Origin of the sequence: Bacteroides salyersiae WAL 10018 = DSM 18765 = JCM 12988 (genome assembly GCF_000381365.1) — a bacterium.
Taxonomy (GTDB): Bacteria; Bacteroidota; Bacteroidia; order Bacteroidales; family Bacteroidaceae; genus Bacteroides; species Bacteroides salyersiae.
Genome location: NZ_KB905467.1, coordinates 1,156,590 through 1,181,032 on the forward strand (window position 1 = coordinate 1,156,590; position 24,443 = coordinate 1,181,032).

At 41.2% G+C, this 24,443-nt stretch carries 24 protein-coding genes and 2 tRNA genes; 14 read left to right on the forward strand and 12 right to left on the reverse strand.

The genetic code is table 11. The annotated features are described in order from the left end of the window. Positions 1 to 23 precede the first annotated feature (23 nt). Entirely contained in the window at positions 24 to 1,085 is a 1,062-nt protein-coding gene (locus HMPREF1532_RS16135; RefSeq protein WP_005931837.1) for a LacI family DNA-binding transcriptional regulator, read from the reverse strand. Between the two features lie 197 nt (positions 1,086 to 1,282). On the opposite strand from HMPREF1532_RS16135, the gene uxaC reads away from it, so the two are divergent. After that, entirely contained in the window at positions 1,283 to 2,689 is a 1,407-nt protein-coding gene (gene uxaC / locus HMPREF1532_RS16140) for a glucuronate isomerase (protein ID WP_005931840.1), read from the forward strand. Between the two features lie 92 nt (positions 2,690 to 2,781). On the opposite strand, the gene HMPREF1532_RS16145 is transcribed toward uxaC, so the two are convergent. Continuing rightward, positions 2,782 to 3,180, reverse strand: a complete 399-nt coding sequence (locus tag HMPREF1532_RS16145; RefSeq protein ID WP_005931844.1) for a BT0820 family HAD-type phosphatase — start codon at positions 3,178 to 3,180, stop codon at positions 2,782 to 2,784. Between the two features lie 101 nt (positions 3,181 to 3,281). Here HMPREF1532_RS16145 and HMPREF1532_RS16150 point away from each other — a divergent pair, with 101 nt between their 5' ends. From HMPREF1532_RS16150 to HMPREF1532_RS16160, 3 genes are all read left to right on the forward strand, one after another. Further along, complete coding sequence (locus HMPREF1532_RS16150; protein ID WP_005931848.1) at positions 3,282 to 4,664, forward strand: MFS transporter; 1,383 nt, start codon at positions 3,282 to 3,284, stop codon at positions 4,662 to 4,664. An 88-nt stretch (positions 4,665 to 4,752) separates the two neighbouring features. Further along, complete coding sequence (locus tag HMPREF1532_RS16155) at positions 4,753 to 5,556, forward strand: MBL fold metallo-hydrolase (protein WP_005931850.1); 804 nt, start codon at positions 4,753 to 4,755, stop codon at positions 5,554 to 5,556. Positions 5,557 to 5,644: 88 nt separating this feature from the next. After that, positions 5,645 to 5,717 (forward strand) — tRNA-Lys (locus tag HMPREF1532_RS16160). Positions 5,718 to 5,904: 187 nt separating this feature from the next. Here the strand turns inward: HMPREF1532_RS16160 and HMPREF1532_RS16165 are convergent. Next, positions 5,905 to 6,225: a DMT family transporter gene (locus tag HMPREF1532_RS16165; protein ID WP_005931853.1), complete on the reverse strand. Its 321-nt coding sequence runs from the start codon at positions 6,223 to 6,225 to the stop codon at positions 5,905 to 5,907. A 124-nt stretch (positions 6,226 to 6,349) separates the two neighbouring features. Here HMPREF1532_RS16165 and HMPREF1532_RS16170 point away from each other — a divergent pair, with 124 nt between their 5' ends. Beyond that, positions 6,350 to 6,928: a Crp/Fnr family transcriptional regulator gene (locus tag HMPREF1532_RS16170; RefSeq protein WP_025819055.1), complete on the forward strand. Its 579-nt coding sequence runs from the start codon at positions 6,350 to 6,352 to the stop codon at positions 6,926 to 6,928. 173 nt (positions 6,929 to 7,101) lie between these two features. Then, the gene (locus HMPREF1532_RS16175) at positions 7,102 to 8,595 is read left to right on the forward strand and encodes a glycoside hydrolase family 88 protein (RefSeq protein ID WP_005931858.1); all 1,494 of its coding nucleotides are present in this window, start codon (positions 7,102 to 7,104) and stop codon (positions 8,593 to 8,595) included. A 148-nt stretch (positions 8,596 to 8,743) separates the two neighbouring features. Here HMPREF1532_RS16175 and HMPREF1532_RS16180 read toward each other — a convergent pair whose 3' ends face one another. Together HMPREF1532_RS16180 and HMPREF1532_RS16185 are read right to left on the reverse strand one after the other, a co-directional pair. Then, entirely contained in the window at positions 8,744 to 9,331 is a 588-nt protein-coding gene (locus HMPREF1532_RS16180) for a lipocalin-like domain-containing protein (protein ID WP_005931861.1), read from the reverse strand. A 230-nt stretch (positions 9,332 to 9,561) separates the two neighbouring features. Further along, positions 9,562 to 9,634, reverse strand: a tRNA-Lys gene (locus HMPREF1532_RS16185). Between the two features lie 488 nt (positions 9,635 to 10,122). On the opposite strand from HMPREF1532_RS16185, the gene HMPREF1532_RS16190 reads away from it, so the two are divergent. From HMPREF1532_RS16190 to HMPREF1532_RS16220, 7 genes are all read left to right on the forward strand, one after another. Next, positions 10,123 to 11,520 (forward strand): RtcB family protein, encoded by a 1,398-nt coding sequence (locus HMPREF1532_RS16190; protein ID WP_005931867.1) that lies wholly within the window; start codon positions 10,123 to 10,125, stop codon positions 11,518 to 11,520. Between the two features lie 70 nt (positions 11,521 to 11,590). Next, the gene (locus HMPREF1532_RS16195; protein WP_005931870.1) at positions 11,591 to 12,295 is read left to right on the forward strand and encodes an RNA ligase family protein; all 705 of its coding nucleotides are present in this window, start codon (positions 11,591 to 11,593) and stop codon (positions 12,293 to 12,295) included. A gap of 5 nt (positions 12,296 to 12,300) precedes the next feature. Next, entirely contained in the window at positions 12,301 to 13,425 is a 1,125-nt protein-coding gene (locus HMPREF1532_RS16200) for an AAA family ATPase (RefSeq protein ID WP_005931872.1), read from the forward strand. 433 nt (positions 13,426 to 13,858) lie between these two features. After that, a complete protein-coding gene (locus tag HMPREF1532_RS16205) occupies positions 13,859 to 15,163 on the forward strand; it encodes an NAD(P)/FAD-dependent oxidoreductase (RefSeq protein WP_005931874.1) in 1,305 nt (434 codons plus the stop codon). Positions 15,164 to 15,271: 108 nt separating this feature from the next. Continuing rightward, a complete protein-coding gene (locus tag HMPREF1532_RS16210; RefSeq protein ID WP_005931876.1) occupies positions 15,272 to 15,709 on the forward strand; it encodes a DoxX family protein in 438 nt (145 codons plus the stop codon). Between the two features lie 194 nt (positions 15,710 to 15,903). Then, entirely contained in the window at positions 15,904 to 16,458 is a 555-nt protein-coding gene (locus tag HMPREF1532_RS16215) for a DUF3332 domain-containing protein (protein ID WP_005931878.1), read from the forward strand. A gap of 79 nt (positions 16,459 to 16,537) precedes the next feature. Next, entirely contained in the window at positions 16,538 to 16,987 is a 450-nt protein-coding gene (locus HMPREF1532_RS16220; protein WP_005931880.1) for a nuclear transport factor 2 family protein, read from the forward strand. On the opposite strand, the gene tamL is transcribed toward HMPREF1532_RS16220, so the two are convergent. The 3 genes from tamL to HMPREF1532_RS16235 all read right to left on the reverse strand — a co-directional run bounded on the left by tamL (position 16,941) and on the right by HMPREF1532_RS16235 (position 21,076). Next, positions 16,941 to 19,253 carry a translocation and assembly module lipoprotein TamL gene (gene tamL, locus HMPREF1532_RS16225; protein WP_005931882.1) on the reverse strand — a complete coding sequence of 771 codons (2,313 nt, stop codon included), beginning with the start codon at positions 19,251 to 19,253 and terminating at the stop codon, positions 16,941 to 16,943. The two genes, HMPREF1532_RS16220 and tamL, sit on opposite strands and share 47 nt — an antisense overlap. Before the next feature lie 153 nt (positions 19,254 to 19,406). Then, the gene (locus HMPREF1532_RS16230) at positions 19,407 to 20,699 is read right to left on the reverse strand and encodes a M56 family metallopeptidase (RefSeq protein ID WP_005931884.1); all 1,293 of its coding nucleotides are present in this window, start codon (positions 20,697 to 20,699) and stop codon (positions 19,407 to 19,409) included. A gap of 14 nt (positions 20,700 to 20,713) precedes the next feature. After that, on the reverse strand, positions 20,714 to 21,076 hold the full coding sequence (locus HMPREF1532_RS16235) for a BlaI/MecI/CopY family transcriptional regulator (protein WP_005931886.1): 363 nt from the start codon (positions 21,074 to 21,076) through the stop codon (positions 20,714 to 20,716). A gap of 185 nt (positions 21,077 to 21,261) precedes the next feature. Between HMPREF1532_RS16235 and HMPREF1532_RS16240 the strand changes: the two genes are divergently transcribed. Then, positions 21,262 to 22,032, forward strand: coding sequence for a TrmH family RNA methyltransferase (locus HMPREF1532_RS16240; protein WP_005931890.1), 771 nt, complete (start codon positions 21,262 to 21,264; stop codon positions 22,030 to 22,032). Here the strand turns inward: HMPREF1532_RS16240 and HMPREF1532_RS21025 are convergent. The 4 genes from HMPREF1532_RS21025 to HMPREF1532_RS16255 form a co-directional block, all read right to left on the reverse strand. Then, entirely contained in the window at positions 21,977 to 22,228 is a 252-nt protein-coding gene (locus HMPREF1532_RS21025) for a hypothetical protein (RefSeq protein WP_005931893.1), read from the reverse strand. The genes HMPREF1532_RS16240 and HMPREF1532_RS21025 overlap by 56 nt on opposite strands. Continuing rightward, positions 22,225 to 23,292, reverse strand: a complete 1,068-nt coding sequence (locus HMPREF1532_RS16245) for a DUF4296 domain-containing protein (protein ID WP_005931896.1) — start codon at positions 23,290 to 23,292, stop codon at positions 22,225 to 22,227. The genes HMPREF1532_RS21025 and HMPREF1532_RS16245 overlap by 4 nt, the downstream gene beginning before the upstream one ends. After that, positions 23,289 to 23,933, reverse strand: coding sequence for a lipoprotein signal peptidase (locus HMPREF1532_RS16250; protein ID WP_005931899.1), 645 nt, complete (start codon positions 23,931 to 23,933; stop codon positions 23,289 to 23,291). The genes HMPREF1532_RS16245 and HMPREF1532_RS16250 overlap by 4 nt, the downstream gene beginning before the upstream one ends. 113 nt (positions 23,934 to 24,046) lie before the next feature. Beyond that, positions 24,047 to 24,427 carry a TraR/DksA family transcriptional regulator gene (locus tag HMPREF1532_RS16255; protein ID WP_005931903.1) on the reverse strand — a complete coding sequence of 127 codons (381 nt, stop codon included), beginning with the start codon at positions 24,425 to 24,427 and terminating at the stop codon, positions 24,047 to 24,049. Positions 24,428 to 24,443 lie beyond the last annotated feature (16 nt).

Consider the following 24,443-nt stretch of genomic DNA (forward strand, 5'->3'; position numbering starts at 1 on the left):
AATTATAAAATTAATATGTTATGTTATTCAAACTCAAAATAGAAATCAATGTTTTCTTTTAAGAGAATATCGATCGGCATATATTTTAGTGGTTCGACCGGTCTTTTAAATACGATATCGTCACATAGTGTTTTTACGCCGCAATAGCCTTGTAAACCAGGACGTTGTCCGAGCAGATAAGTGACTTCTCCCGACTTTAGCAGTTCCACATTGTCCTTCAAAAGGTCGTATCCTATCAAACCTTTCATTCTTTTGCCTTTTTTGTGCAGATAATTTCCTACCTGATAAACCCGGGAATTGAAGGCTCCTCCCAATGTTGCTTTGGGATGTTCCGAAAAAAAGACATCCAGTATTTCGTCATTCTGCTCCGGATTCTCTTTATTGAGTATCACATCGTAGGTTATCGTATCTCTATGTTCTTCGGCCAAATAACTCATGAAACCTTCCAGGCGGCGTTGCATCTGTATTTCTGCCGGATTTTCTTTATTGTTGTTTAAGAATAAGGCTATCTCCTGCCCTTCCGAATAGTTTCGCATTAATATTTTGGCAGCGATATATCCGCTTTTATAGGAATCTTGTCCGATATATATCAGTGGTTTGGCTTCTTGTATGTCAAAGTCGATAAATGCAAAAGGTATTTTCTTCTTTTTTAAATACTCAAGCATGGGGAGGGTGTCTTCTCTGAAGTTAGGGGCAAGCAGCAGTGCATCTGTATCACTGTTCTCTATTGTTTTGCATGCTTCCTGATAAGAACTGCGATCTCCATGTGTGTAATACAGGTAGTCGACGCTCACATTGAAAGGGCGTAGCTCCTGTCGGGCGCGTTCGATACCAGTTGCTACGGAATGCCAATAATCATGTTCGTTATAATGAGGTATCATGCAGGTAATTACATACTTCTTTTTGGCGGCCAGTCCGATGGCAAATACGTTGGGCTGATAATTGATTTCATCAAGCACCTTTTGTACCTTCTCTTTGCTTTTCTCGGAAACATCCCCGCGATTATGCAATACTCTGTCTACTGTACCGGCAGAAACTCCTGCCATACGGGCTATATCTTTAATGGTGTAGTTCTGGTCTTCCATAGCTCTAAAACTTAAATATTATAAATATTCGCTGCAAATATACGAATTATTTTGTTTCTACAAGTAATTTTTCTACTTTTGTGTTCGATAACGGTTAATAAAACTAAAACAAAAATCAAGCCTATTAGCTTTACAATCAATACTATATAGGTTACGATATAGGAAGTAATTATTTTTTATATTTAAAACACAGTAGAATGAAAAACTTTATGGATGAGAACTTCTTGTTGCAAACAGAAACTGCACAGAAGTTGTATCACGAACATGCGGCTAAGATGCCAATTATTGATTACCATTGCCACTTAATTCCTCAAATGGTTGCTGATGATTATCAGTTTAAATCACTGACTGAAATCTGGTTGGGCGGCGACCATTATAAATGGCGTGCAATGCGTACCAATGGTGTAGACGAACGTTATTGTACAGGTAAGGATACTACTGATTGGGAGAAATTTGAAAAATGGGCAGAGACTGTTCCTTACACATTCCGTAATCCGTTGTATCACTGGACTCATCTTGAACTTAAAACAGCGTTTGGCATTGATAAGATTCTGAATCCGAAGACAGCCCGTGAAATTTATGATGAGTGTAACGAGAAGTTGGCTTTACCGGAGTATTCCGCTCGTGGCATGATGCGTCGTTATCATGTAGAAGTGGTTTGTACTACTGATGATCCTGTTGATTCATTGGAATACCATATAAAGACTCGTGAAAGCGGATTCGAGATAAAGATGCTTCCCACATGGCGTCCGGATAAGGCAATGGCAGTAGAGGTTCCTGCTGATTTCCGTGCCTATATGGAAAAACTATCGGAAGTTAGCGGCGTCACCATTTCCGGATTTGATGATATGGTGGCTGCTTTGCGCAAACGCCACGACTTCTTTGCCGAACAAGGATGTAAATTATCCGATCATGGTATTGAAGAGTTTTATGCAGAAGATTATACAGATGCAGAAATCAAAGCTATATTTAATAAGGTGTATGGCGGTGCCGAATTGACCAAAGAAGAAATTCTGAAATTCAAATCGGCTATGCTTGTCGTATTCGGTGAGATGGATTGGGAAAAAGGTTGGACTCAGCAGTTCCATTATGGTGCTATCCGTAATAATAACAGCAAGATGTTTAAGCTTCTTGGTCCGGATACGGGCTTCGACTCAATCGGTGAATTTACTACGGCAAAAGCAATGTCTAAGTTCCTCGACCGATTGAATTCGAATGGAAAATTGACAAAGACTATCCTTTATAATTTGAATCCATGTGCAAATGAGGTCATTGCAACGATGTTAGGTAACTTCCAGGATGGTACGGTAGCCGGAAAAATCCAGTTCGGTTCGGGCTGGTGGTTCCTCGATCAGAAAGACGGTATGGAGAAACAGATGAATGCTCTTTCTGTATTGGGTTTGCTGAGCCGTTTTGTAGGTATGTTGACAGACTCGCGTTCTTTCCTCTCCTATCCGCGTCATGAGTATTTCCGTCGTACGTTGTGTAATCTGGTAGGCCGTGATGTAGAAAATGGTGAAATTCCGGTTTCCGAAATGGAACGTGTTAATCAGATGATTGAAGATATCAGCTATAATAATGCGAAAAACTTCTTTCAGTTCTAAAAATAATACAGGCAAGACGAACATGCCCGTATAGATAATAAAAAAATACCGCAAGTAGGATTAGAAGTCTCTTGCGGTATTTCTTTTTTATGTTAAAACCATTTTCTTTTCTTCTTGGCCGGTTCTTGTTTGTGTATTTCGGCAAAGGTCTTATTTCCCTTTATCATTTGATAAATTACTCCCCAATCGGGAAGACCTCCCAAGTTGCGGTCATCTATAAACATTTCCGCATTCAACTTACGGGAGCGGTCACCTTTGGGAGCGTCGTCTTCCGGATAATCGCTATTGACTGCATAAAACTCGAGTCCCCGTGCTTTGCACCATTCTACGGCTTCTTCTAACAGTTTTCCTTCGCGTACGCTCCACAATATCAGCCAATGTCCCTCTTGTTGCAGCATTTTTAAAGTATCGATGGCAAAAGGAATTTCTTTACCGATTTGTGGATAACGATGTTCTACAATTGTTCCGTCAAAGTCTACAGCTATTTTCATTTTATCATTTCTTTGGTGTTATAGCGGACAAATATACAGACAAATAGCTGAAAAAAATATATCTTTGCACTGAATTAACACATTAAATATAAAAAATCTACATGAACAATTCCCCTAAAAGTGCTGCCAAAGGGTTCACAAGAGCTTTCTGGGTCAGCAACACAGTCGAACTGTTTGAACGCATGGCTTACTATGCCGTGTTTATCGTTCTCACGATCTATTTATCCAGTATTTTAGGATTCAATGATTTAGAAGCAAGTATGATATCCGGTCTTTTTTCCGGTGGGTTGTATTTGCTTCCTATTTTTTCGGGAGCTTATGCCGATAAGATAGGTTTCCGCCAGTCGATGATCATTGCCTTTTCGCTTCTTTCCATCGGATATTTAGGGTTAGGTACATTGCCTACTCTTCTTGAATCGGCCGGGCTGGTGACTTATGGCGAGGTGACACGTTTTTCCGGTTTGCCGGATAGTAATGCGCGATGGATGATTGTGCCTATTCTGACGATATTAATGATCGGTGGTTCTTTTATTAAATCCATCATATCGGCTTCTGTTGCCAAAGAGACAACCGAAACTACACGTGCACGCGGATATTCCATTTTCTATATGATGGTAAATATCGGCGCTTTCACCGGTAAGACTATTATCGACCCGCTAAGGAATCTGATTGGAGAGCAAGCATATATCTATATTAATTATTTTTCGGGTGCAATGACCATTTTGGCTCTTCTGGCGGTAATCCTTTTTTATAAATCGACACATACGGCGGGAGAAGGAAAAAGCATGCGTGAGATCGGGCAAGGTTTTTTGCGGATTATCACTAACTGGCGCCTGCTTATCTTGATCCTTATTATAACCGGATTCTGGATGGTGCAGCAGCAATTGTATGCTACAATGCCGAAGTATGTTATCCGTATGGCCGGTGAAACGGCAAAACCGGGTTGGATTGCCAATGTGAACCCTTTTGTCGTAGTCTGTTGTGTTGGATTTATCACCCGTTGGATGGCTAAACGTACGGCTATCACTTCTATGAATATCGGTATGTTCCTCATTCCGATTTCGGCATTATTGATGGCATTGGGCAATCTGCTTGGCAATGATGTCATTTCCGGTATGAGCAATATTACCTTGATGATGATAGCCGGTATTGTGATACAGGCATTGGCAGAGTGTTTTATCTCTCCGAGATACCTTGAGTATTTTTCGTTGCAGGCGCCTAAGGGGGAAGAGGGTATGTACTTGGGATTTAGTCATCTGCACTCTTTTCTCTCCTCTATTTTCGGTTTTGGGCTGGCAGGTGTGCTGTTGACTAAATATTGTCCGGATCCTGTTTTGTTTGAGTCTCGTGAAGCATGGGAGGCTGCCAGTGTGAATGCTCATTATATCTGGTATTATTTTGCAGGTATCGGATTGGTAGCTGCTATTGCACTTCTTATTTTCGCTAAAATCACCCAATCCATCGACAAAAAGAAGAAAGCATAAAGCTAATTATCTTCTTTTTTATGTATATTTGCCGTCACTTTGCCACAAAAGTTGACGGCAATTTGCATTTTAAAGAAGAGGATAAAACATGAAAGTAAGATTTATAAGCCTGGCAAGTGGCAGTAGCGGAAACTGTTACTATCTGGGTACTGATACATATGGAATATTAATTGATGCCGGTATTGGAATACGAACGATAAAGAAAACACTAAGGGATATCAATGTAGCGATGGAGTCGATACGTGCCGTATTTGTGACTCATGACCATGCCGATCATATCAAAGCCGTGGGGCATTTGGGTGAAAAGATGAATATTCCGGTTTATACAACGGCCCGTATTCATACCGGAATCAACAGGAGTTATTGTATGACTGAGAAGCTGCACTCTTCCGTGCGCTATCTGGAAAAGGAACAACCGATGGAACTGGAAGATTTTCACATAGAGTCTTTTGAGGTTCCGCATGACGGGACGGACAATGTGGGCTATTGCATTGAAATAGACGGGAAGGTGTTCTCTTTTTTGACTGACCTTGGAGAGATAACCCCTACTGCCGCCAAATACATCCGGAAAGCTAACTATCTGATTCTTGAAGCCAACTATGATGACGAGATGCTGAAAATGGGATCTTATCCCCAATATCTGAAAGAACGCATATCAAGTAATACGGGGCATATGAGCAATCTGGCAACAGCCGAGTTTCTTGCTGAGAATTTCACTGAACATTTACATTATATATGGCTTTGCCATCTCAGCAAAGACAATAACCATCCGGAATTGGCATATAAAACAGTGGAATGGAAATTAAAGAATAAAGGTATCATTGTAGGGAAGGATGTGCAACTGCTTGCGTTAAAGCGGAGTACGCCGTCCGAACTATATGAGTTCGAATAAAGCCTGCAAAAAGTGACTAAAAAGTTTCTCTTTTGTTTGGCTAAATAAAATAAAAAATCTACCTTTGCAACCGCAAAAGAAAAGATAAGCACTCTTAGCTCAGTTGGTAGAGCAACTGACTCTTAATCAGTGGGTCCAGGGTTCGAATCCCTGAGGGTGTACAGGTAATTTGATAAGTTTAAAGAATCCGTTGTATTTCAAATAAATACAACGGTTTTTTTGTATCCCCCCCCTTGTACTTCTTGTGCCGGACAGAAGAACATAAGGGACAAAATGGGGGCTCTTGAAATTTGGTAAAAGGCAATTCCAATCGTAAATTGTAAATCGTCTAATCGTAAATAGATTCGTTTAGTGTACCACTTTCAAGCCTACCACTCCTATCAGAATCAACAGAACGAACAGCAATCTGAATATATTAGCCGAATCATGAAAGAAAAAGATACCGATAAGAACGGTTCCTACTGCTCCAATACCCGTCCAGATGACGTATGCCGTACCGATTGGAATTGTTTTTTGTGCGAGGTAGAGAAGAAATCCGCTTGTTCCCATAGAAATGATGGAAACAGTGATGAACAGATAGAAATATTTCTCATAAATACTTGCCAGTTTAAATCCCAGAGGCCATCCTATCTCCAATATTCCAGCCCCAATTAATAACAACCATGCCATAATCCGTTTATTTAAAATTTTCGGTAAAGGTAGATGCTTCGTCAGAAAAAGCAGTTGATAATTATCAATTAAGTGTTTTAGTGAATAAAATCGGTTATATTTGTCGAAGAAACAAAGTCAAGTTATGGGCACTACACCGCTTTTTCGTTCTTTAGAACATGTTCCCTTGCAGGGTGTCATGGCTAAGTTGAAGTTGATCTGGAATGAGATTTCTTATCCCAAGGGATATGTTCTGATCAATAGGGATAAAATAGAGCGCGATGTATATCTGATAAAGCAAGGAATTGCCAGGGCTTATATTGAAGTGGACGGTAAAGATGTCAGCATTTGGTTTGGGATGGAAAATGACATTATAATTTCTGCGCAAGGATATGTGAATGGAGAGAAAGGCTATGAGACGATAGAACTTTTAGAGGATGCCGTTTTGTATAAAATGGATCTTGGGCAATTACAGCAATTGTACCGGCAGGATATCGAAGTATGTAATTGGGCGCGACAGTTGATTGAAAAAGAATTTGTAGAAACCGAACATCGCCTGATTTCTAACCTTTCTATGTCTGCAACCGAACGCTATTTGCAACTTCTGAAAGAAAAACCGGAGATTTTACAGCGTGTGCAGTTGCGTTATATCGCATCTTATCTTGGTATTTCATCGGAGCACTTGAGCAGGATACGTGCCAATACGAAAAACAGAATGGTATAAAAAGAGGCTTATCAACTGTAAGGATTATCGAGGAAGTAGGAAATGTATTCGGTATTATATCAGTTTTTATCAATAATAGGAGTACTTCCGCCAAAAGTAATAGGAACGCAGGGCGGCCAAGAGCTTATTTTTGCATCGTTCCAGACAAATAGAAAACGGAATCTGATACGAATATGAAAACCTTGCATCTGTTATTTTCATCTCTGTTGTTTATTTTCAGCCCTTGTGTGATCTGTGCATGGCAAACAAGGGATTCTCTTGTTCTTACGCAATCCGAAACTTTACGTTATGCGACGTTGGTGAATGATTACTTTATGCGTACATATCCCGATGTAGGTGCCAAATCCTATGTGGGCAACAAAGAACGTACCAGTAAGATATGGACTCGTAGTGTCTATTATGAGGGGTTGATGTCTCTCTATCGCCAACATCAGGATGAGCGTTGGCTCAAATATACTGAAGATTGGGGGAACCATCACGGATGGAAAGCATCGGAAAAGAAGCAAGAACGACATGCTGATTTCCAATGTTGCGGACAGGCGTATCTGGATATGTATATGCTCAATCCGGCGCAGACTGTGAGGAAAACCCATATCAAAAAACTTATCGATGATATGCTTGCCACGAATGTGGTTGATGACTGGTATTGGGTGGATGCCGTACAGATGGCTATGCCTATTTTTGCCCAACTGGGGACAATTGAAAAAGATGAACGGTATTTCCGGCGCATGTACGAAATATATATGTTTACCCGTAACCAGCATGGCGGCAGTAAAAAGAGTGGCGGACTTCCGCTTTTTAATACTGAAGACGGGCTTTGGTATCGCGATTATAACTATGACCCTCCGTACATGGATTTAAAAGAGGCAGATAAGCCGTGCTATTGGTCGCGAGGAAATGGTTGGGTATATATGGCTCTTGCGCGTGTGCTGTATTATTCTCCCGATACGGTAGTACACCGTCAGCAATATATGGATGATTTTGTTCTGATGTCCGATGCTCTGCTGGCTTGTCAGCGTGAGGATGGTTTTTGGGGAGTTAGTCTGGTTGCTCCCTTGAATACGGGCGATACGCGGTCCCCCGGACCGGAAACTTCGGGTACTGCCTTGTTTGTGGCGGGCATGGCTTATGGTATCCATGCCGGAATATTGGACCGGGAGAGATATCTGCCGTGTGTGATTCGTGGTTGGAATGCGATGTGTAAAGTAGCCGTTCATGCCGATGGCTTTTTAGGTTATGTGCAGGGTGCGGGAGCGAAACCGGAAGACGGGCAACCGGTGTTGTTTGACCGTGCGGCCGATTTTGAGGATTTTGGCATCGGTTGTTATCTGCTGGCTGCCGCAGAGGTTTATCAATTGGGAGATGTGGACTTAAGGGAGCCAATAACGGGGATGGATATATTGCCTGAGAAATCTGATAATCTGGACTTTTCCTGGACTCTTTCGGGAGATAAACTCAAGATTGGGGTCTTATTGGATACTCCGGTCCCGGTAACAGTACGGCTGTATGATATAAGTGGTAATTTGGTGAAGGCTCTATCGGTACAAAAGACAAAGACGGGAAAGAATGAATTTATTATCTCTCTTTTTAAAGAATCAATTTGCTATATCTGTACGGTTGAAACGGCTTTTGCAATCAAGAGTAAGAAAATTGTGATTGTCAGGTAAAAAATCAGGGGGGGATTATTGCATATTGCCTCCGGCTTCTCTCTTGGAAGCCGGAGAGTTTGTAACATATTGCGGAATGTAGGATACTGTATCGTATCTTAATCTGTTTTTTATCAGATCGTTTAAGGAAGATATATACTAATGAGAATTACTTTTTCCTTGCCAATCGCCATATTACATTTGTATTCTTGGATAAAATGAGTGAATCAGCATCGATCTTAGTGATGCTCAGAGTATCTGTTCCCATTATTGTTTGTTTGTTACCGATACTTTCGTATTGTAAAGTCAACGTTTTATTATCCAAGTTCCAATTTTTTATAAGTAAGGTTGCCATATTTACCGATTGGGCTGTCCCGTTTGGATTAAGAGTGAATCCTTGCATCTCTTGGGCATTTATCGGATTGGGTTCGAGCCAGGTTCCCTGAATATAATAATAAGGCGAATGGGCAGTAACTGTCAGTTCCGCAGCCTTCAAAACCTGAACCCCGTCTATGTTTTCAGTACTGCAAGTTACTTTTACTGAATCATTTAGCAGAACTCCGGGAACTTTTTGGGGATTGGTGTCCATTGTGCTGATATTTATCGTATCTCCTTGATTGGAAATGACTGTTATATTATTCATACTTGCATCATATACGATTCCGTTGATGGTTTGAGTGGTTGGAACTTGCTTGCACGAAGTGATAATTGATAGTAAAAGTGCTGCGGAAGCAGACAGGTAAATTAATTTTTTCATGTTTAGTTGGTTTTAAAGATTTATTGAATGAACGAAAGTAATATTTATATTTTTAATTTTACTTCTTAAAACTATTTTTCTTATACGGATCGGTTAATTTATACTTAAAACGGTAATTTCTTTGCATTTCGGTATACTTCTTAATTTACATATTGGATAGGGAAGTTTTGATTCAAATCGATGATGGTTTTAAAGCATAAAAAAAGGAATAACCGAAGTCATTCCTTTTGTACACCCTCAGGGATTCGAACCCTGGACCCACTGATTAAGAGTCAGTTGCTCTACCAACTGAGCTAAGAGTGCCTGCTTTTTATTTCGGGTGCAAAGGTAAGGTTTTATTTTAAAATAGCAAATACTGTAGACGTAATTTTTAAAATAATGTTCTTTATGCTTTGTCGGAACTAAAAAAGGAATTACATTTGCAGCGATAAATTTAGTATTCACCCTTTAAAAACAATTGGAAAGGGTATTCATTATGTTGGAGAAATAACACATCAAAATCGGGACTAAGATGGCTCATCGGGAGGAAGAGCCTTAGCAATTTTATTATCTTGAATGATCCTATCCCCTCTCGTGATACTGCTGTCGGGGGTAAGATTGATTAGTCCTATCATCATTAATTATTTTATTTTAATCACTTCAGTGCAGTGAAAGAGGATTGTCGTATCTGACAAGAAGGTTGATTACTTCTGCTCTTTTATGCATTGACAACGAGTATGTAGCCGCCTGTTTATTGCGGGAGATTGAATTTGGTCTCTTGTACAGGTCGGGTGTACTATGGAAAAAAGAACATGGGAATACGTTTAAAAGATTTGAGTAAATTAGGATATACCGATAATGTGGCGCGTAGTTTGGCTGTTACTGTTGTAAGCAAATATTGCAAGCACGAAAGTAAAGAAGAGATTCTGGCGCAGTTGGCGGATGTACTTGATAATCCTGAGAACTATAAGAATAGTGATGTGTGGGGAAAATTGGCAGAACGCCTCTCTCCTACCATTACAGAAAGAAATTTTCAAGTTTATGAATTGAAAGAGCTGCCGTTGGGCTATAAGATTTACGGCAATAAATTTATAGAAACCACTGCCAAGCAACAGATGGAATTGGCAATGCGTTTGCCGGTAACATTGACGGGTGCGTTGATGCCCGATGCACATGCCGGTTATGGATTGCCTATCGGCGGTGTGTTGGCTGTGGATAATGCAGTTATACCTTATGCTGTCGGAATGGATATTGGCTGCCGGATGAGTCTGACGGTTTTCGATGCGAAACCGGATTTTCTCAGGCGGTATGCACATCAGGCTAAGATAGCGTTGAAAGAATACACACATTTCGGTATGGATGGAGGGTTGGAATTCATACAGGAACACGAAGTATTGGATCGGGAAGAGTTTCGTCTGACCCCTCTACTGCAAAAGTTGCATGGTAAAGCTGTGCGCCAACTGGGAACATCGGGGCAGGGAAATCATTTTGTTAACTTCGGTGAACTGGAGTTGCAGGAAAAGAACGCATTGCAGTTGCCTGCCGGAAATTATGTCGCTTTATTATCTCATTCCGGTTCACGTGGTTTGGGAGCCGCGATTGCACAGCATTATAGTTTTCTGGCCCGCGAATCCTGTAAACTTCCTCGCGAAGCACAGCATTTTGCTTGGCTTGATCTCCGTTCGGAAGAGGGACAAGCGTATTGGATGAGTATGAACCTTGCAGGAGATTATGCACAGGCTTGCCATGAAAGGATTCACATCAATCTTGCAAAGGCATTGGGGTTGACTCCGCTTTCGAATGTGAGTAACCATCATAATTTTGCTTGGAGAGAAGAAATTACTCCCGGACAATTTGCAATTGTTCACCGAAAGGGGGCAACACCTGCAGGTAAAGGCCAACCGGGACTGATTCCCGGTAGTATGGCTACGCCCGGCTATCTGGTTTGTGGCAAAGGAGTCTCCGAATCTCTTTGTTCCGCTTCGCATGGTGCAGGGCGGGCCATGTCCCGGCAGCAGGCTCAAAACACTTTCACGCAATCTGCTTTAAAAAAATACCTGACACAAGCAGGTGTCACTCTTATCGGTGGCAGCGTGGAAGAGATGCCTTTAGCGTATAAAGATATCGAGAGGGTAATGCGGGCTCAAAGTGATCTGGTAGAGATACAAGGGCGCTTCCTTCCTCGTATCGTAAGGATGAATAAGGAATAAGTTTATTTTGAATTCAGCCCGATTGGCTTTTGAAGGATCAAAAAGAATGTTTAATTAATTGAAAAGTATAATGTTATCAGAAAAATATGGCCGCACTTATCATTTCCCATTTTCACCGGGAACTACCAGTGACGACCGCATCAACTCTAATTATTGGGAAGATATCCGGAAGATTGGAACCCTGGTACACACCGAAAAGCTCGATGGTGAGAATAATTGTCTGAACAGTGCCGGGGTATTTGCCCGTTCACATGCCGCTCCTACCACTTCACCGTGGACACGGCAGCTTCGTGAACGTTGGGAACTGATGAAATATGATCTGGGAAATCTGGAACTGTTCGGTGAGAACCTTTATGCCGTGCATTCCATCGAATATAAGCGGTTGGAATCTTATTTCTATGTTTTTGCCGTGCGTTGTCTTGACAAATGGCTGTCGTGGGAAGAGGTGAAATTCTATGCAGCGGCATTCGATCTTCCGACTGTACCCGAATTGCAGTTTCAGACAGTCGAAGAACTTTCTCAAGAGCAGCTCCGGCAACAGGTGCTTGCACTTGCCCGGCAACCGGGAGTCTTTGGAACAAAAGATCCTCTTACGGGGGAAGATTGCACCCGCGAAGGGATAGTCACCCGAAATATAGGTGAATATCCGGTGGGTGAATTTGCCCATAATGTATTTAAGTATGTCCGTAAGGGACATGTGAAGACAGATGAGCATTGGACACGCCACTGGAAGCGTGCCCGGCTTTTCTGGGAATTTAATGATAATAAAGAATAAGGAAAATGATCTGGAAATTTACAGATAATAAAAGCCGTGATTCGATCGAACAGCAATTTGATTGGGCACGGAATATGAATGAGGTGCCGCAGGATAAGTTATATCACGCCGAAGGAAACGTGGCCGTTCATACTTGGAAAGTGATAGAAGAATTACAGCAGTTGCCGGCCTATTCCGACCTTGGTGGGCAGGACAAAGAGATATTGTGGACGGCTGCTTTGTTGCATGATGTGGAAAAGCGGTCGGCCACAGTGGTCGAAAGCGATGGCCGTATTATTGCAAGAGGACATGCACGTAAGGGGGAATATACGGTCCGTACTTTGTTGTATAGGGATCTCCCGACACCTTTTGCGATTCGTGAAAAAATAGCTTCGCTTGTCAGGTTTCACGGGCTTCCTCTTTGGTTGATGGAAAAGACCGATCCTGTGCGCAAGATTGCCGAAGTTGCTTTCAGGCTGGATACTTCGCAGCTCCGGATGCTTGCCGAAGCGGATATAAGAGGACGTATCTGTCAAGATAGGGAGGAATTGTTGGAGTCATTGGATCTTTTTGAACTCTTTTGCCGTGAGCAGGGATGTTGGAAGAAAAGCAGGGAGTTTACTACCGACCATGCCCGTTTCCGTTATTTCCATACGGCAGAAAGCTATATCGACTACATCCCATATGAGAAGTTTAAATGCGACGTTATCCTGTTGTCCGGCCTGCCCGGAATGGGAAAAGACCATTATATCGAAACGTCTGGAACGAATTTACCTGTTATCAGTCTGGATGACATCCGACGGAAGAATAAGCTGAGTCCTACGGATAAATCGGCCAACGGATGGGTGGTGCAGGAAGCGAAGAAACAGGCTCGCGCCTATCTGCGAAAAGGTCAGGGATTTATTTGGAATGCAACGAATATCACCGTCATGATGCGTTTCCAGCTCATTAATCTCTTTGCAGAATATGGTGCCCGGATTAAGGTGGTATATATCGAGAAGCCTTATTCGGTCTGGAGAAAACAGAACCGGGAGAGAGAATATCCGTTACCGGAAGCTGCCTTGGATATGATGCTTGGCAAACTTGAAATTCCCTTACTGACAGAGGCACACGAGATAGAATATGTGGTAGAGGACGAACAGACGGAATAAAGGATAAAATAATCATGCCCGTCTGTTTGGATATCAAGTGGAAAAAACGTACTTTTGCCACTGTAATCATAAAGTAGATTCAGATTAAATTGCACTAAAAGGAGGAAGCGGACAACTTTCTCCTTTTCTTATTTAGGAGCATTCATAAGGCCTTCTGAGCACGGTGCTTATGTCGCTTAACAACGGTTCATAGCGAACTTTCCCCCGCTATATAATGTATTTACCCCGGTATCTTATGTTCCGTTTCATTATTTGATATTTCCGTTTACATACTTTGTTGTCTTGCTGCCGAAGAAATCTGCCGAAACAGCTTCTTTACGGTTAATAATGCATAAAACTGCTCTTGACAAAAATATGCTCCGAAAATGTTACTTATAAAAACATTTCTTTTCATTCTGATGTTAATATACTATCAGATTAATATAATAATGTCATGATGAATAAAATAGATATTCCCGACAGAGGGAAAAAGAAGAGAGTAGTCATTGTAGGCGGTGGTTTTGGAGGTTTGAAGCTGGCACGTAAGTTGAAGAATGACCAATTCCAAGTTGTATTGCTGGACAAAAACAATTATCATCTCTTTCAGCCTCTTCTTTATCAGGTTGCCACAGCCGGTATTGAGCCGAGTGCCATTTCTTTTCCATTTCGCAAAATCTTTAAAAAGCGTAAATATTTTCACATCCGTATTTGTGAAGCCCATCGGGTTATTCCGGAACAGAAGTTCTTGGAGACTTCCATCGGTGCAATCGATTATGATTATCTGGTGATTGCTACCGGGTGTTATACAAATTATTTCGGTAACAACAAGATGGCTGAGAAAACTATGTCGCTTAAAACAACGGCCGAAGCGTTGTACAATCGTAATCAAGTGTTGGAGAGTTTTGAAAAAGCACAGAATACCACCGACCCGAAAGAACGGGAGAAGCTGATGACATTCATTATCGTGGGTGGTGGTGCTACCGGTATCGAACTTTCGGGGGCATTGGCGGAAATGAGAAAATTCATTCTTCCGCAGGATTATCCCGACTTGGATATGAAGAAGATGCGGATTGTGCTTATCGATGCCGGCTCTCGCCTGCTTTCTGCCTTTTCGGAGAAATCTTCCGAAGAGGTACGGGATTATTTACAAAAGAAAGGTGTCGAGGTAAAAGTCAATTCCAAAGTAGTGGATTACGAAAATGATTTGCTGACATTGGGAGACGGTACGGTATTGCCTTCGGCAAATATCTACTGGGTGGCAGGTGTAAAAGCCAATAGTCTGGAAGGACTGCCCGCAGATGCTTACGGGCCGGGAAATCGTTTGAAGGTAGATGCTTTCAACAAGGTATCCGGAAGCGATCATATATTTGCTATTGGCGATACGGCCTTGATGATTTCCGAGGATTATCCGCGTGGGCATCCTCAAGTGGTACAACCGGCCATTCAGCAGGCAAGGTTGTTAGTCCATAATCTGAATAATATAGAAAAAGGGCTTCCTCTAAAGCCGTTTGTCTATCATAATAAAGGATCGATGGCTACCGTAGGCCGCAACAATGCTATTGTCGAGTTAAAGAATATCCGTTTCGGAGGATTCCTTGCTTGGGCGGTCTGGCTTTTTATCCATCTGATGAGTATTGTCGGGGTTAAGAATAAACTTTTCATCTTTACCGATTGGATGTGGAGCTATTTCACTTACGATCCGTCTTTAAGACTGATAATAAAGCCGGTAAAGAAAGAAAAAGAGGATGAAAACGAATAAAATGCTTTGTATCTTTATTTTTGTGTCATATTATTCCACTGAATTTGAAACAATGTGAGACCGGCCGTTGTTTATATATATAAATTACAAACTAATAAATGAAACTTTATGATTTATAAATTCTTATTTCCTTCCAATCCCAATAGTACGGGAGCTTCCCTGTTTTTATTGATATTACGTGTCTTTTTCGGTCTGCTTTTAATGAATCATGGTATACAGAAATGGAGTAATTTTCAGGAATTATCCGCTGCTTTTCCCGATCCGTTGGGAGTAGGAAGTCCTTTGTCTCTGGGGCTGGCCATTTTTGGAGAACTGGTATGTTCTATGGCCTTTATCGTGGGGTTGCTCTATCGTTTGGCGATGCTGCCGATGATTTTTACAATGGGGATGGCTTTCTTTGTTATTCACGGTAACGATGCTTTTGCCACAAAAGAGTTGGCACTTATCTATCTGGTGGTATTTATACTGATGTATATTTCCGGTCCCGGTAAGTTCTCCGTTGATTATTTATTAGGAAAAGAACTGGGCAAACGAAGGAAAGGCTAAGCCTGCTTTAATTTTGCTCCAAATAAACTCATAAATACTTTCAAGAGGAAAATTTAAATAGTCTCTAAAATAGAAAAACAACAGTCTTTTGCTTCTATTAATTAAAAAGTATATATTTGCATTCTATTAAGGGAGGTTTATGGCTTACATAAATCTTACACGTTTTACAAAATACCAACTAAAAAAACAAAATTATGAAGAAAAACAGATTTACACTGGTTGCTGCTTTTGCTCTTAGCGGTACCATTTTGTTTAGTTCATGTGTAGGTTCATTTGGTTTGTTCAACCGCGTTTCTTCTTGGAACCAGTCAGTTGGAAATAAGTTCGTTAATGAACTTGTATTCCTGGCAATGAATATCATACCGGTGTATGGTGTCGCTTATCTGGCAGATGCGTTAGTGATTAACTCTATTGAATTCTGGAGCGGTTCTAATCCGATGGCCAATGTGGGAGATGTTAAGAAAGTAAAAGGAGAAAACGGTAATTATCTGGTAGAAACTCTTGAGAACGGTTATTCAATCACAAAAGAAGGTGAAAAGGCTACTATGGACTTGATCTACAACAAGGAAGCGAATACTTGGAATGTAGTGGCTGACGGTGAAAGTACTGAAATCCTGAAGATGAACAACGATGGTACGGCTCAGATGTATTTGCCTAACGGTGAAACGATGACTGTTACTCTGGATGCTCAAGGTACCCTTGCTGCACGTCAGATGACAATGAACGGCCTGCTGTTTGCTGCTCGTTAATCTATGTCATAAAGAAACATCCAAAGATGAAACATCCTTTTATACAAGTATGTTTCATCTTTTTTATTTATTATGGATTATGAAAAAAATACGTCTCTTTTACCTTTCTGTTCTTATAAGTTTGACTGCTTGTCAAGATACTCCTCCCCCCCATGAAGCTACCGTAAACGCTGTTTCATTCTGCGAAGCCGTCTATGATCTCGATTATATGGCTGCTAAAGATATGGCGACTGCCGCTTCCTTTCCGTATATCAGTTTTATTGCCACCAATACCACACAACAACACGTTGATAAAGTAAAGGCGAGAGGGCCGGTTGCAGTTAGTGTTGTCGATACACAGGTGAATAAAGAAAAAGGGGATGCCACTGTTGTCTGCTCCGTAAAAAACAGCTTGAGCATCAATTTCTTTAACGGTGCATCTGTTATTGTACCGGAAAAGCAGGATACTCTCCATTTGATAAAGGAAAGTGAACGGTGGCTGGTTAAAATGGATAACCCACTGCGAAATGGAATGCAAAGTCCCGACTGAATTTGGGATGAATGATGGGCCAATGGTCCTTTTGGGTTTCATACGCCGGATTGATTGCTTTCATACCTCCGTCGAAACGTAATACAAAGAAATCAAGATCCAGACGCAGGCCTATTCCGTAGGCTACGGCAATCTGCTTGTAGAACTCATTAAACTTAAAGACACCTCCGGGCTGGTTGGCATAGTCGCGAATGGTCCAGATATTACCGGCATCTACAAAGACTGCTCCTTGAAACTTCCAGAACAGTTTACTCCGGTATTCAATACTGGCATCCAGCTTGATATCTCCCGATTGATTCAGGAAGTTTCCATCTCCGGGGAATGAACCGGGCCCTAAATCGCGTACAGACCATCCGCGAACGCTGTTGGCACCTCCCGAGAAATATTGCTTCTCAAAAGGAATCGTTTTTGCATTGCCATACGGAACAGCTATACCGAATCCTGCATGAAATGCCAATGAATTACGATGGTCTATCCGGATATTCTTCGCAAAATCAAAATCTCCCTTCAGATATTGTGCATATGGAATGCCCAAAATGGCATATTCATTATCATCATTCTTCCGTATACCGGTTGCTTTCGAAAAAGCGTATAAAATATTTCCTGCCGATTCTATATTGGCACGGATAGAATATGAATTGGAGCTGATAGTATTGTTGACCAATGAATTTCCCGCGCTATTGAAATTATAACTATATCCCATACGGGCGATGAGACGATTCTTATAATTGTACTCAAAAATATGATTTTGTCCTTTGTTGATATAGTCTTCACGGAATTTATTCGAGATCCAAGGCAGGTAAAGATATCCGATGTCTATCAGGTCGATGCGGTGCTGTGCCCGTTGGCGCTGTGTCCATTTATAGCTCCAGGAAGCAGATGCAACGGTGCGTGAGAATTCCGGACGCAACTGATAACTGTATTGTAAACCGAATTCAGTCGTTGCCTTTATTTTACGCTTGAAGTCGGAATTCAGAAAAGGAAATAAGAAACTGGGGAAATTAATACTGGTCTCTACTCCGTATTCCGTATAATTATTGTTACGATAATCTCCTTGCAGACCGGTGATGGCTTCGTATGCACCACGGAATTTCATCATGAATGTTTCCGAGCCATGAAACAGATTCCGGTGTTGGAAAGATACCGAAGCGGCTGCTCCCAAGTCACCCGCCGAGTTGGTGCCTTCCAGCTCAAAGGATATCGACTTGTGTTTGCTCTTGGTAAGCATCACATAGCAATTCAGCATTGTGCTGTCTCCCGCCATTGTTTCAAAAAAACGGATATTGGTATACTTGAGTGCCGGCAGGCGGCCGAAATTAGAATACGTACGTTGCACGTTACGTTCGTTAAATAAATCCCCGGAAAAGAATTGCAGATTGTCAGCCAGTATTTTAGGGCGTAAGTAAAGTTTGTCTTTATAATAGATCGGGTAATTATTATAATGTATCGAGTCATTGATCTCGATACTGCTCAATGCGGAAGATTGAAGTACATCATAATCCGTAATGAAGTTTATTTTATTGATGTGATATTGATTGTGTGGTTTCGGAGTGTCATCCGCATGTGTCGTGTAGGGTTGCAAATGCAAGGTAAGGTCTACAAGATAAGTATTACGTACCGTATCCGCCGTATATGAAATGTAATCCTTGTTGAACTTGTAATATCCGTTTCTCAGCAGGTTGTCTGTAATCCGTTGTCTTTCCGCATCCAATATATTCACATCAAACAACATGCCTTCCTTCAATAAAGTATTGGCAGAGTCTTTCCGCATGTATTCGCCGACCTTTGCATCTTGAATGTCGTAGTTGAGTGAACGGACAGTATACGGTTTTCCGGTGGTCACTTCATAGTAAAGCTTTAGTTTCTTTTTCTTTGTTTTGGTCACTCGCTTTACGGAAGCTCCCATATAGCCTAAATTCTGGACAGCTTTGGTTATCTCTTCTTCTGAACGCCTTGCTTCATTTTCATTATAAATAACAGGAGCATCGCCTATTTTCCGGAGAAATTTATTGTACCATTTACTTGAATCGCGACCGGAAAGATCATATACATACAACTGCATTTTGATCAGGCTGAACCATTTGGCATTGGGATTCTGCCTTACGTACATTCGCAGGCCGGAGGGTTTTACTTCTTTGTTATCAGTGGATATCTTTACTTCGTCCAGCAGATAGGAACCTTCCGGTACAAATTTTGTAGCGGAACACGAAGCCAGCAGCACCAAGATAGCAAAAGACAGTAACGTGTAAAGATATCCTCTCCTCATAGGGTTTTATATAGTTGCCTCAAATAGTCTACAAATATAAACGAATTTTTCTGTATGGGGAAATAATAAATGCTAATTCGCCCTTGCGGAGTTGTTTACAACCTCACAAGGGCGAACTATTGGTAATTTCAATGTTTTATCTCTGTCTGCCGCTTATTTCAGGCGGAACATGATGGGTACGGTATACTTCACACGTACTGTCTTGCCGTCCTGCATTCCCGGTTTCCATTTCGGCATTGTGTTGATTACACGTATGGCTTCCTGGTCCAATAAAGGATCGACTGCACGGACTACTTTGGCATCTTCGATGCTGCCGTCTGTATTAACAACGAATTGTACGACAACACGTCCTTGCATACCTGCATTTTCTGCTTCTTTCGGGTATTCGATGTTTTTTGCCAGATAGCTCATCAATGCCTTAACTCCTCCTGGAAACTCCGGCATTACTTCTACCATATCCAAAACTTCATCTTGAGTGTCGATTGTATCCGATTTCACTTCTGTCGGTACAAATTTCACATCCACTTTTTCTTCTTCCTTCGTTGCTTCCTCGGCAGTATTCGTACAGTTACTGAATAAAACTAATAAAGCGGCTACGGGGATAAACATCAGGTACTTGCTTTTCATGATGTTACGGGTTCTTTTTCTGTTTAACATTTTAATTCGGTTCTTTAAGGGTAATACACTAAAGTTATTATATAAATTTGCTGCAGCCAGTTGAGTATGTTCCAGTCCCAAAAGATGATATTGATAAGTCTTCTTGTCATATCCGTTTGCTATCACCTTTCTGTCTGCCAGATATTCGTGATTGATGCGCATTTCGCTTCGGATAAGCCAGGCGAACGGATTGATCCAGCAAATGATAATGGCAATCTGTGCCAATAAGATATCTGCCGAGTGGAGTTCACGCACATGTGTCTGTTCATGTACCAATATTTCTTTTATCTCTTTCACACTGTGCCTGTCCGGATGGATGTAAATCCATTTGAAGAAAGAATAAGGTTCTTGTTTTGCATCCGCCAGACATACGCGAATACCGTCTATTTCCGTTTTCTTACTGCGATGAAGTGTGATGCTGGTTTTCCAGATTTCCATCAATGTGCGTGTCAATAAGAATATTACTCCCGTTAGGTAAGTACCCGCAAGAAGCATCATAGCCCACGAATAGACGGTAGGTTCGGTTGTTACATTGCTGAAGACCGTTATTTCCGGCAATACCTTTTTATATAAAGTACTTACGACTTGTCCCGTGACACTGCCACTATCCGTTATTATCCAGTTGGAAAAATTGAGCAATGGATAAGTGAATGCGGTGATGTAAATCAATATCAGCATCAGCCTGCGTAAACCAAAAAATGTATCTTTACTAAACAGCAGTTTATAAAAGAGGTATAATACGGCTAATGCCACATTTACTTTGATAAAGTATAAAATGAAAAGTGTCATATTGCTGGCTTTATTTAGGATTCTTCATCTTCGATTATGTCAATAAGATCTTCCAGTTCTTTTTTACTGATTTTACGGTCCCGTACGAAGAATGAAACCATTTCCTTGTATGAACCTGTGAAGTAATTGCTGACCACTCCGCTCAGGAAGTATCTTTTGTAATCACTTTCTTTAATAACGGGGTGATACTGGATCGAATTACCGAGTTTGAAAGGAGACAGATATTCTTTCTTCTCCAGATTACGTACTACCGAAGCCACACTGGTATATGGTGGTTTAGGTGTGGGCATCTGATTTAATACATCTCTGATGAAACTGGGGCCTAACTTCCAAAAGTAAAGCATTACTTCTTCTTCCTGTTGTGTAAGTCTTTCCATTGTTTTTTATTTACTATTGATAATCAATCTACTATTTTTAAACAAATCTACGAAATTTAAATAGATAGTATATATTTATCGTTATAAATATTGTTAATCATAAGAAAATAGTTATAGAAAAAGAAGTAAGAGTAAGAGGAATATTGCGAATATCTTTATAGCTTTGCCGTAAATAAGGAATGCATATGTTATCATTAAGCAAAAATAAGATCAAGTATATCCGTTCATTGGAACAGAAAAAGATTCGCAAGGAAGAGAAAGTTTTCTTGGCCGAGGGTCCTAAGCTGGTCGGTGATTTGTTAGGTTGCTTCTCTTGCCGTTTTTTGGCAGCTACCTCTTCCTGGCTGCGAGAGCATCCGTCGGTTGTGGCAAACGAGGTGGTAGAGGTCAGCCAGGACGATTTATCGCGTGCCAGCCTTTTGAAAACGCCGCAGCAAGTACTTGCCATATTTGAACAGCCCGAATACTCTATAGATAGAACTGTTTTTCAAAATTCCCTTTGTCTTGCTTTGGACGATGTTCAAGATCCGGGTAACTTAGGAACAATTATCCGTTTGGCCGATTGGTTTGGGATAGAGCATATATTCTGTTCGCCCAATACGGTGGATGTATACAATCCTAAGACCGTACAGGCTACTATGGGCGGGATAGCCCGTGTTAAAGTGTCTTATACTCCCCTGCCCGATCTGATTCGTTCACTTGCTGATCTTCCTGTTTATGGTACTTTTCTGGATGGAGAAAACATATATGAACAGCAATTATCCCGTAACGGACTGATTGTAATGGGAAACGAGGGAAATGGAATCAGCAAAGAAATAGAAACATTGATTAACCGGAAATTGTACATTCCTAACTATCCGCAAGAGCGTGAAACGTCCGAGTCACTTAATGTAGCGATTGCTACGGCAATCGTCTGCGCTGAGTTCCGGCGACAGGCTGCATCGTTTGGAAATTGAAAGGGGATAGAAGATAGGCACGAAGTTTTCCTTTTTCCGGAACTAATTCTATAACACCGGGCATCCACTCTACTGATTCTATTTCTTCTGTGAGGGGGAAGAAATTTACGACATATTCTTCTTCCACCTCTATTACGTGTTGTTTCAGAAATCCGGTATCCGGTACATATAAATAATGGGAAGCGAAACGTTTCATTGTTGTACTTGCTTCTGCAGGCGGCGGCGTTGGTTCATTTGCCGATCCTGCTTTAATTCTAACTTTTCTGTCTGTATATGTTTCTTTTCTACTTTGAGCTGCTCCGGTTTTACCTCCTCCCGTTGCTGATTACTACGACGGCGATTCATTTCCTCCGGACTAAGTCTCTGTGGATGTTGCAAATTTGTCTTTACTGCATCTGTGTTCTCTTCGGGAGCTTTTTCTTTTTCCTCTTTGGTGGTATCCGGTTTAGGAGTATCGCTGTTTTGCAATGAATCATTCAATGCTTTCAGGGTGTCGTTAGAGTGATAGCGCATCAATGTTATTTGATCGAGCACTAAAGTCTGAGGAGTTTTTTCTCTTGGGTAATATATGAACCCTTTCACCTCTTTGATAGCTCCTAAGGTATCCGATTGTAAACAGATACTTTGTATACCGGAATTTACTACTTTTTGAGTTCCACTGATAATACTGTCGTTTTCAAATAGGATTTGCATGGCCATCAAAGCGGCTAAAGTCGTGTCCGGTCCATTTTCAAGGAACTGATAACGCACTTTCCATATCAATGTGTCACGTTCTTTGAAATTACTGTCCGAAGGCAATACAAAGGTCAGTTTGTCGTCTGTAGGCATCCCCGTCAGTCGTTTCATACGCTGCCATGCCCATACGTCGATACTGTCTCCGGGAGCAGATGTCATCGGTTTTTTATCACGTATGGCAATCAACTGGTTTATTGCGTTTTGCTGTGTTTTCAGTCTTTTGCTTACTTTCTCATATATTTTAGCTAAAACTTCCATATTACGTGTATACCATACCATTGATGAATCGAAAACTGCTTTAGTCGTACCGTATTTATTGAATACGGCATCCGTATACAGCACTTTCTTGTAATTTTCATTATATGGCAAGTTGTCTCCCATTGCTTTGGCAATGTGATAATCATACAACAGATTTTCCATTGTTGATTCCGGAAGAACCTCACTGGGTCTTTTCACCTTACAACCTGTTGCAAATATTATCAGCAAGCATAGGATACACCATTGAAACCGGAAGTCTTTTTTCATTTTCTGTCTTCGTCTTTTTTTTCGTGTGAGTGGTAAGACTCGTTCAGATATTTGCTATAAAAAAGAAGCAGCGCAATGATACCACAACTGATGGCGGCATCGGCAAAGTTGAATATAGGGCTGAAGAATATGAAGTGCTCCCCACCTACAAACGGCATCCAAGTGGGCCAGGTGGTGTCGATTATCGGGAAATAGAACATGTCTACCACTTTACCATAAAACCAAGTGGAATATCCTCCTCCTTCGGGCATAAAGCTGGCAATTTGCGAATGGGTGCTTTCATTAAAGATTACCCCATAGAATACACTGTCGATAATGTTCCCTAATGCTCCGGTCAGAATTAATGAAACACAAATGATATAACCGGTTTTGAATCCTTTTTTTACTATTTTATAAAGATACCAGCCAATTAAAGCGACTGCAACAATACGGAAGGTGGTGAGGAATAGTTTCCCGAAGATTTCCATACCGAATGCCATGCCATTGTTTTCAGTGAAATAGATATAAAACCAATCGGTGATGCGGATGCTTTCGTGCCAATACATGTGGGTTTTAATCCAGATTTTGATAATCTGATCTATAATCAGCACTGAAAAGATGACGAGCAGGGCTATCTGTCCTTTCGTAAGTAGTTTTTTCATTTTTGTTGAGTACAAGTTATATAAGTAACGGGCTATAAGTCACAAGCTACAAGTACCCTATCGTTTTATTATATACGGCGACTTGTAGCTTGTAGCTCCTGACTCGTTGCTAATTATTTCTTTCCACTGTTTTTAGCTTCAATGCTCAGTGTAGCATGAGGCACAGCGCGGAGACGTTCTGCCGGAATTAGTTTACCCGTTTCACGGCAAATGCCGTAGGTCTTGTTTTCAATACGGACAAGTGCTGCCTGTAAACCTTGGATAAACTTCAACTGGCGTTGTGCCAAACGAGTTGTTTCTTCTTTTGATAATGTATTGGCTCCTTCTTCCAATACTTTATATGTGGGCGATGTATCGTCTGTATCGTTGCCATCAAGGCCCATAAGACTCATTTTCAACTGGTCATAGTCACGTTGCGCCAACTCCAGTTTCTCCATAATAATGGCACGGAATTCTTCAAGTTCCGCATCTGAATATCTTGTCTTTTCTGCCATAATCTTGTTTTTTTAA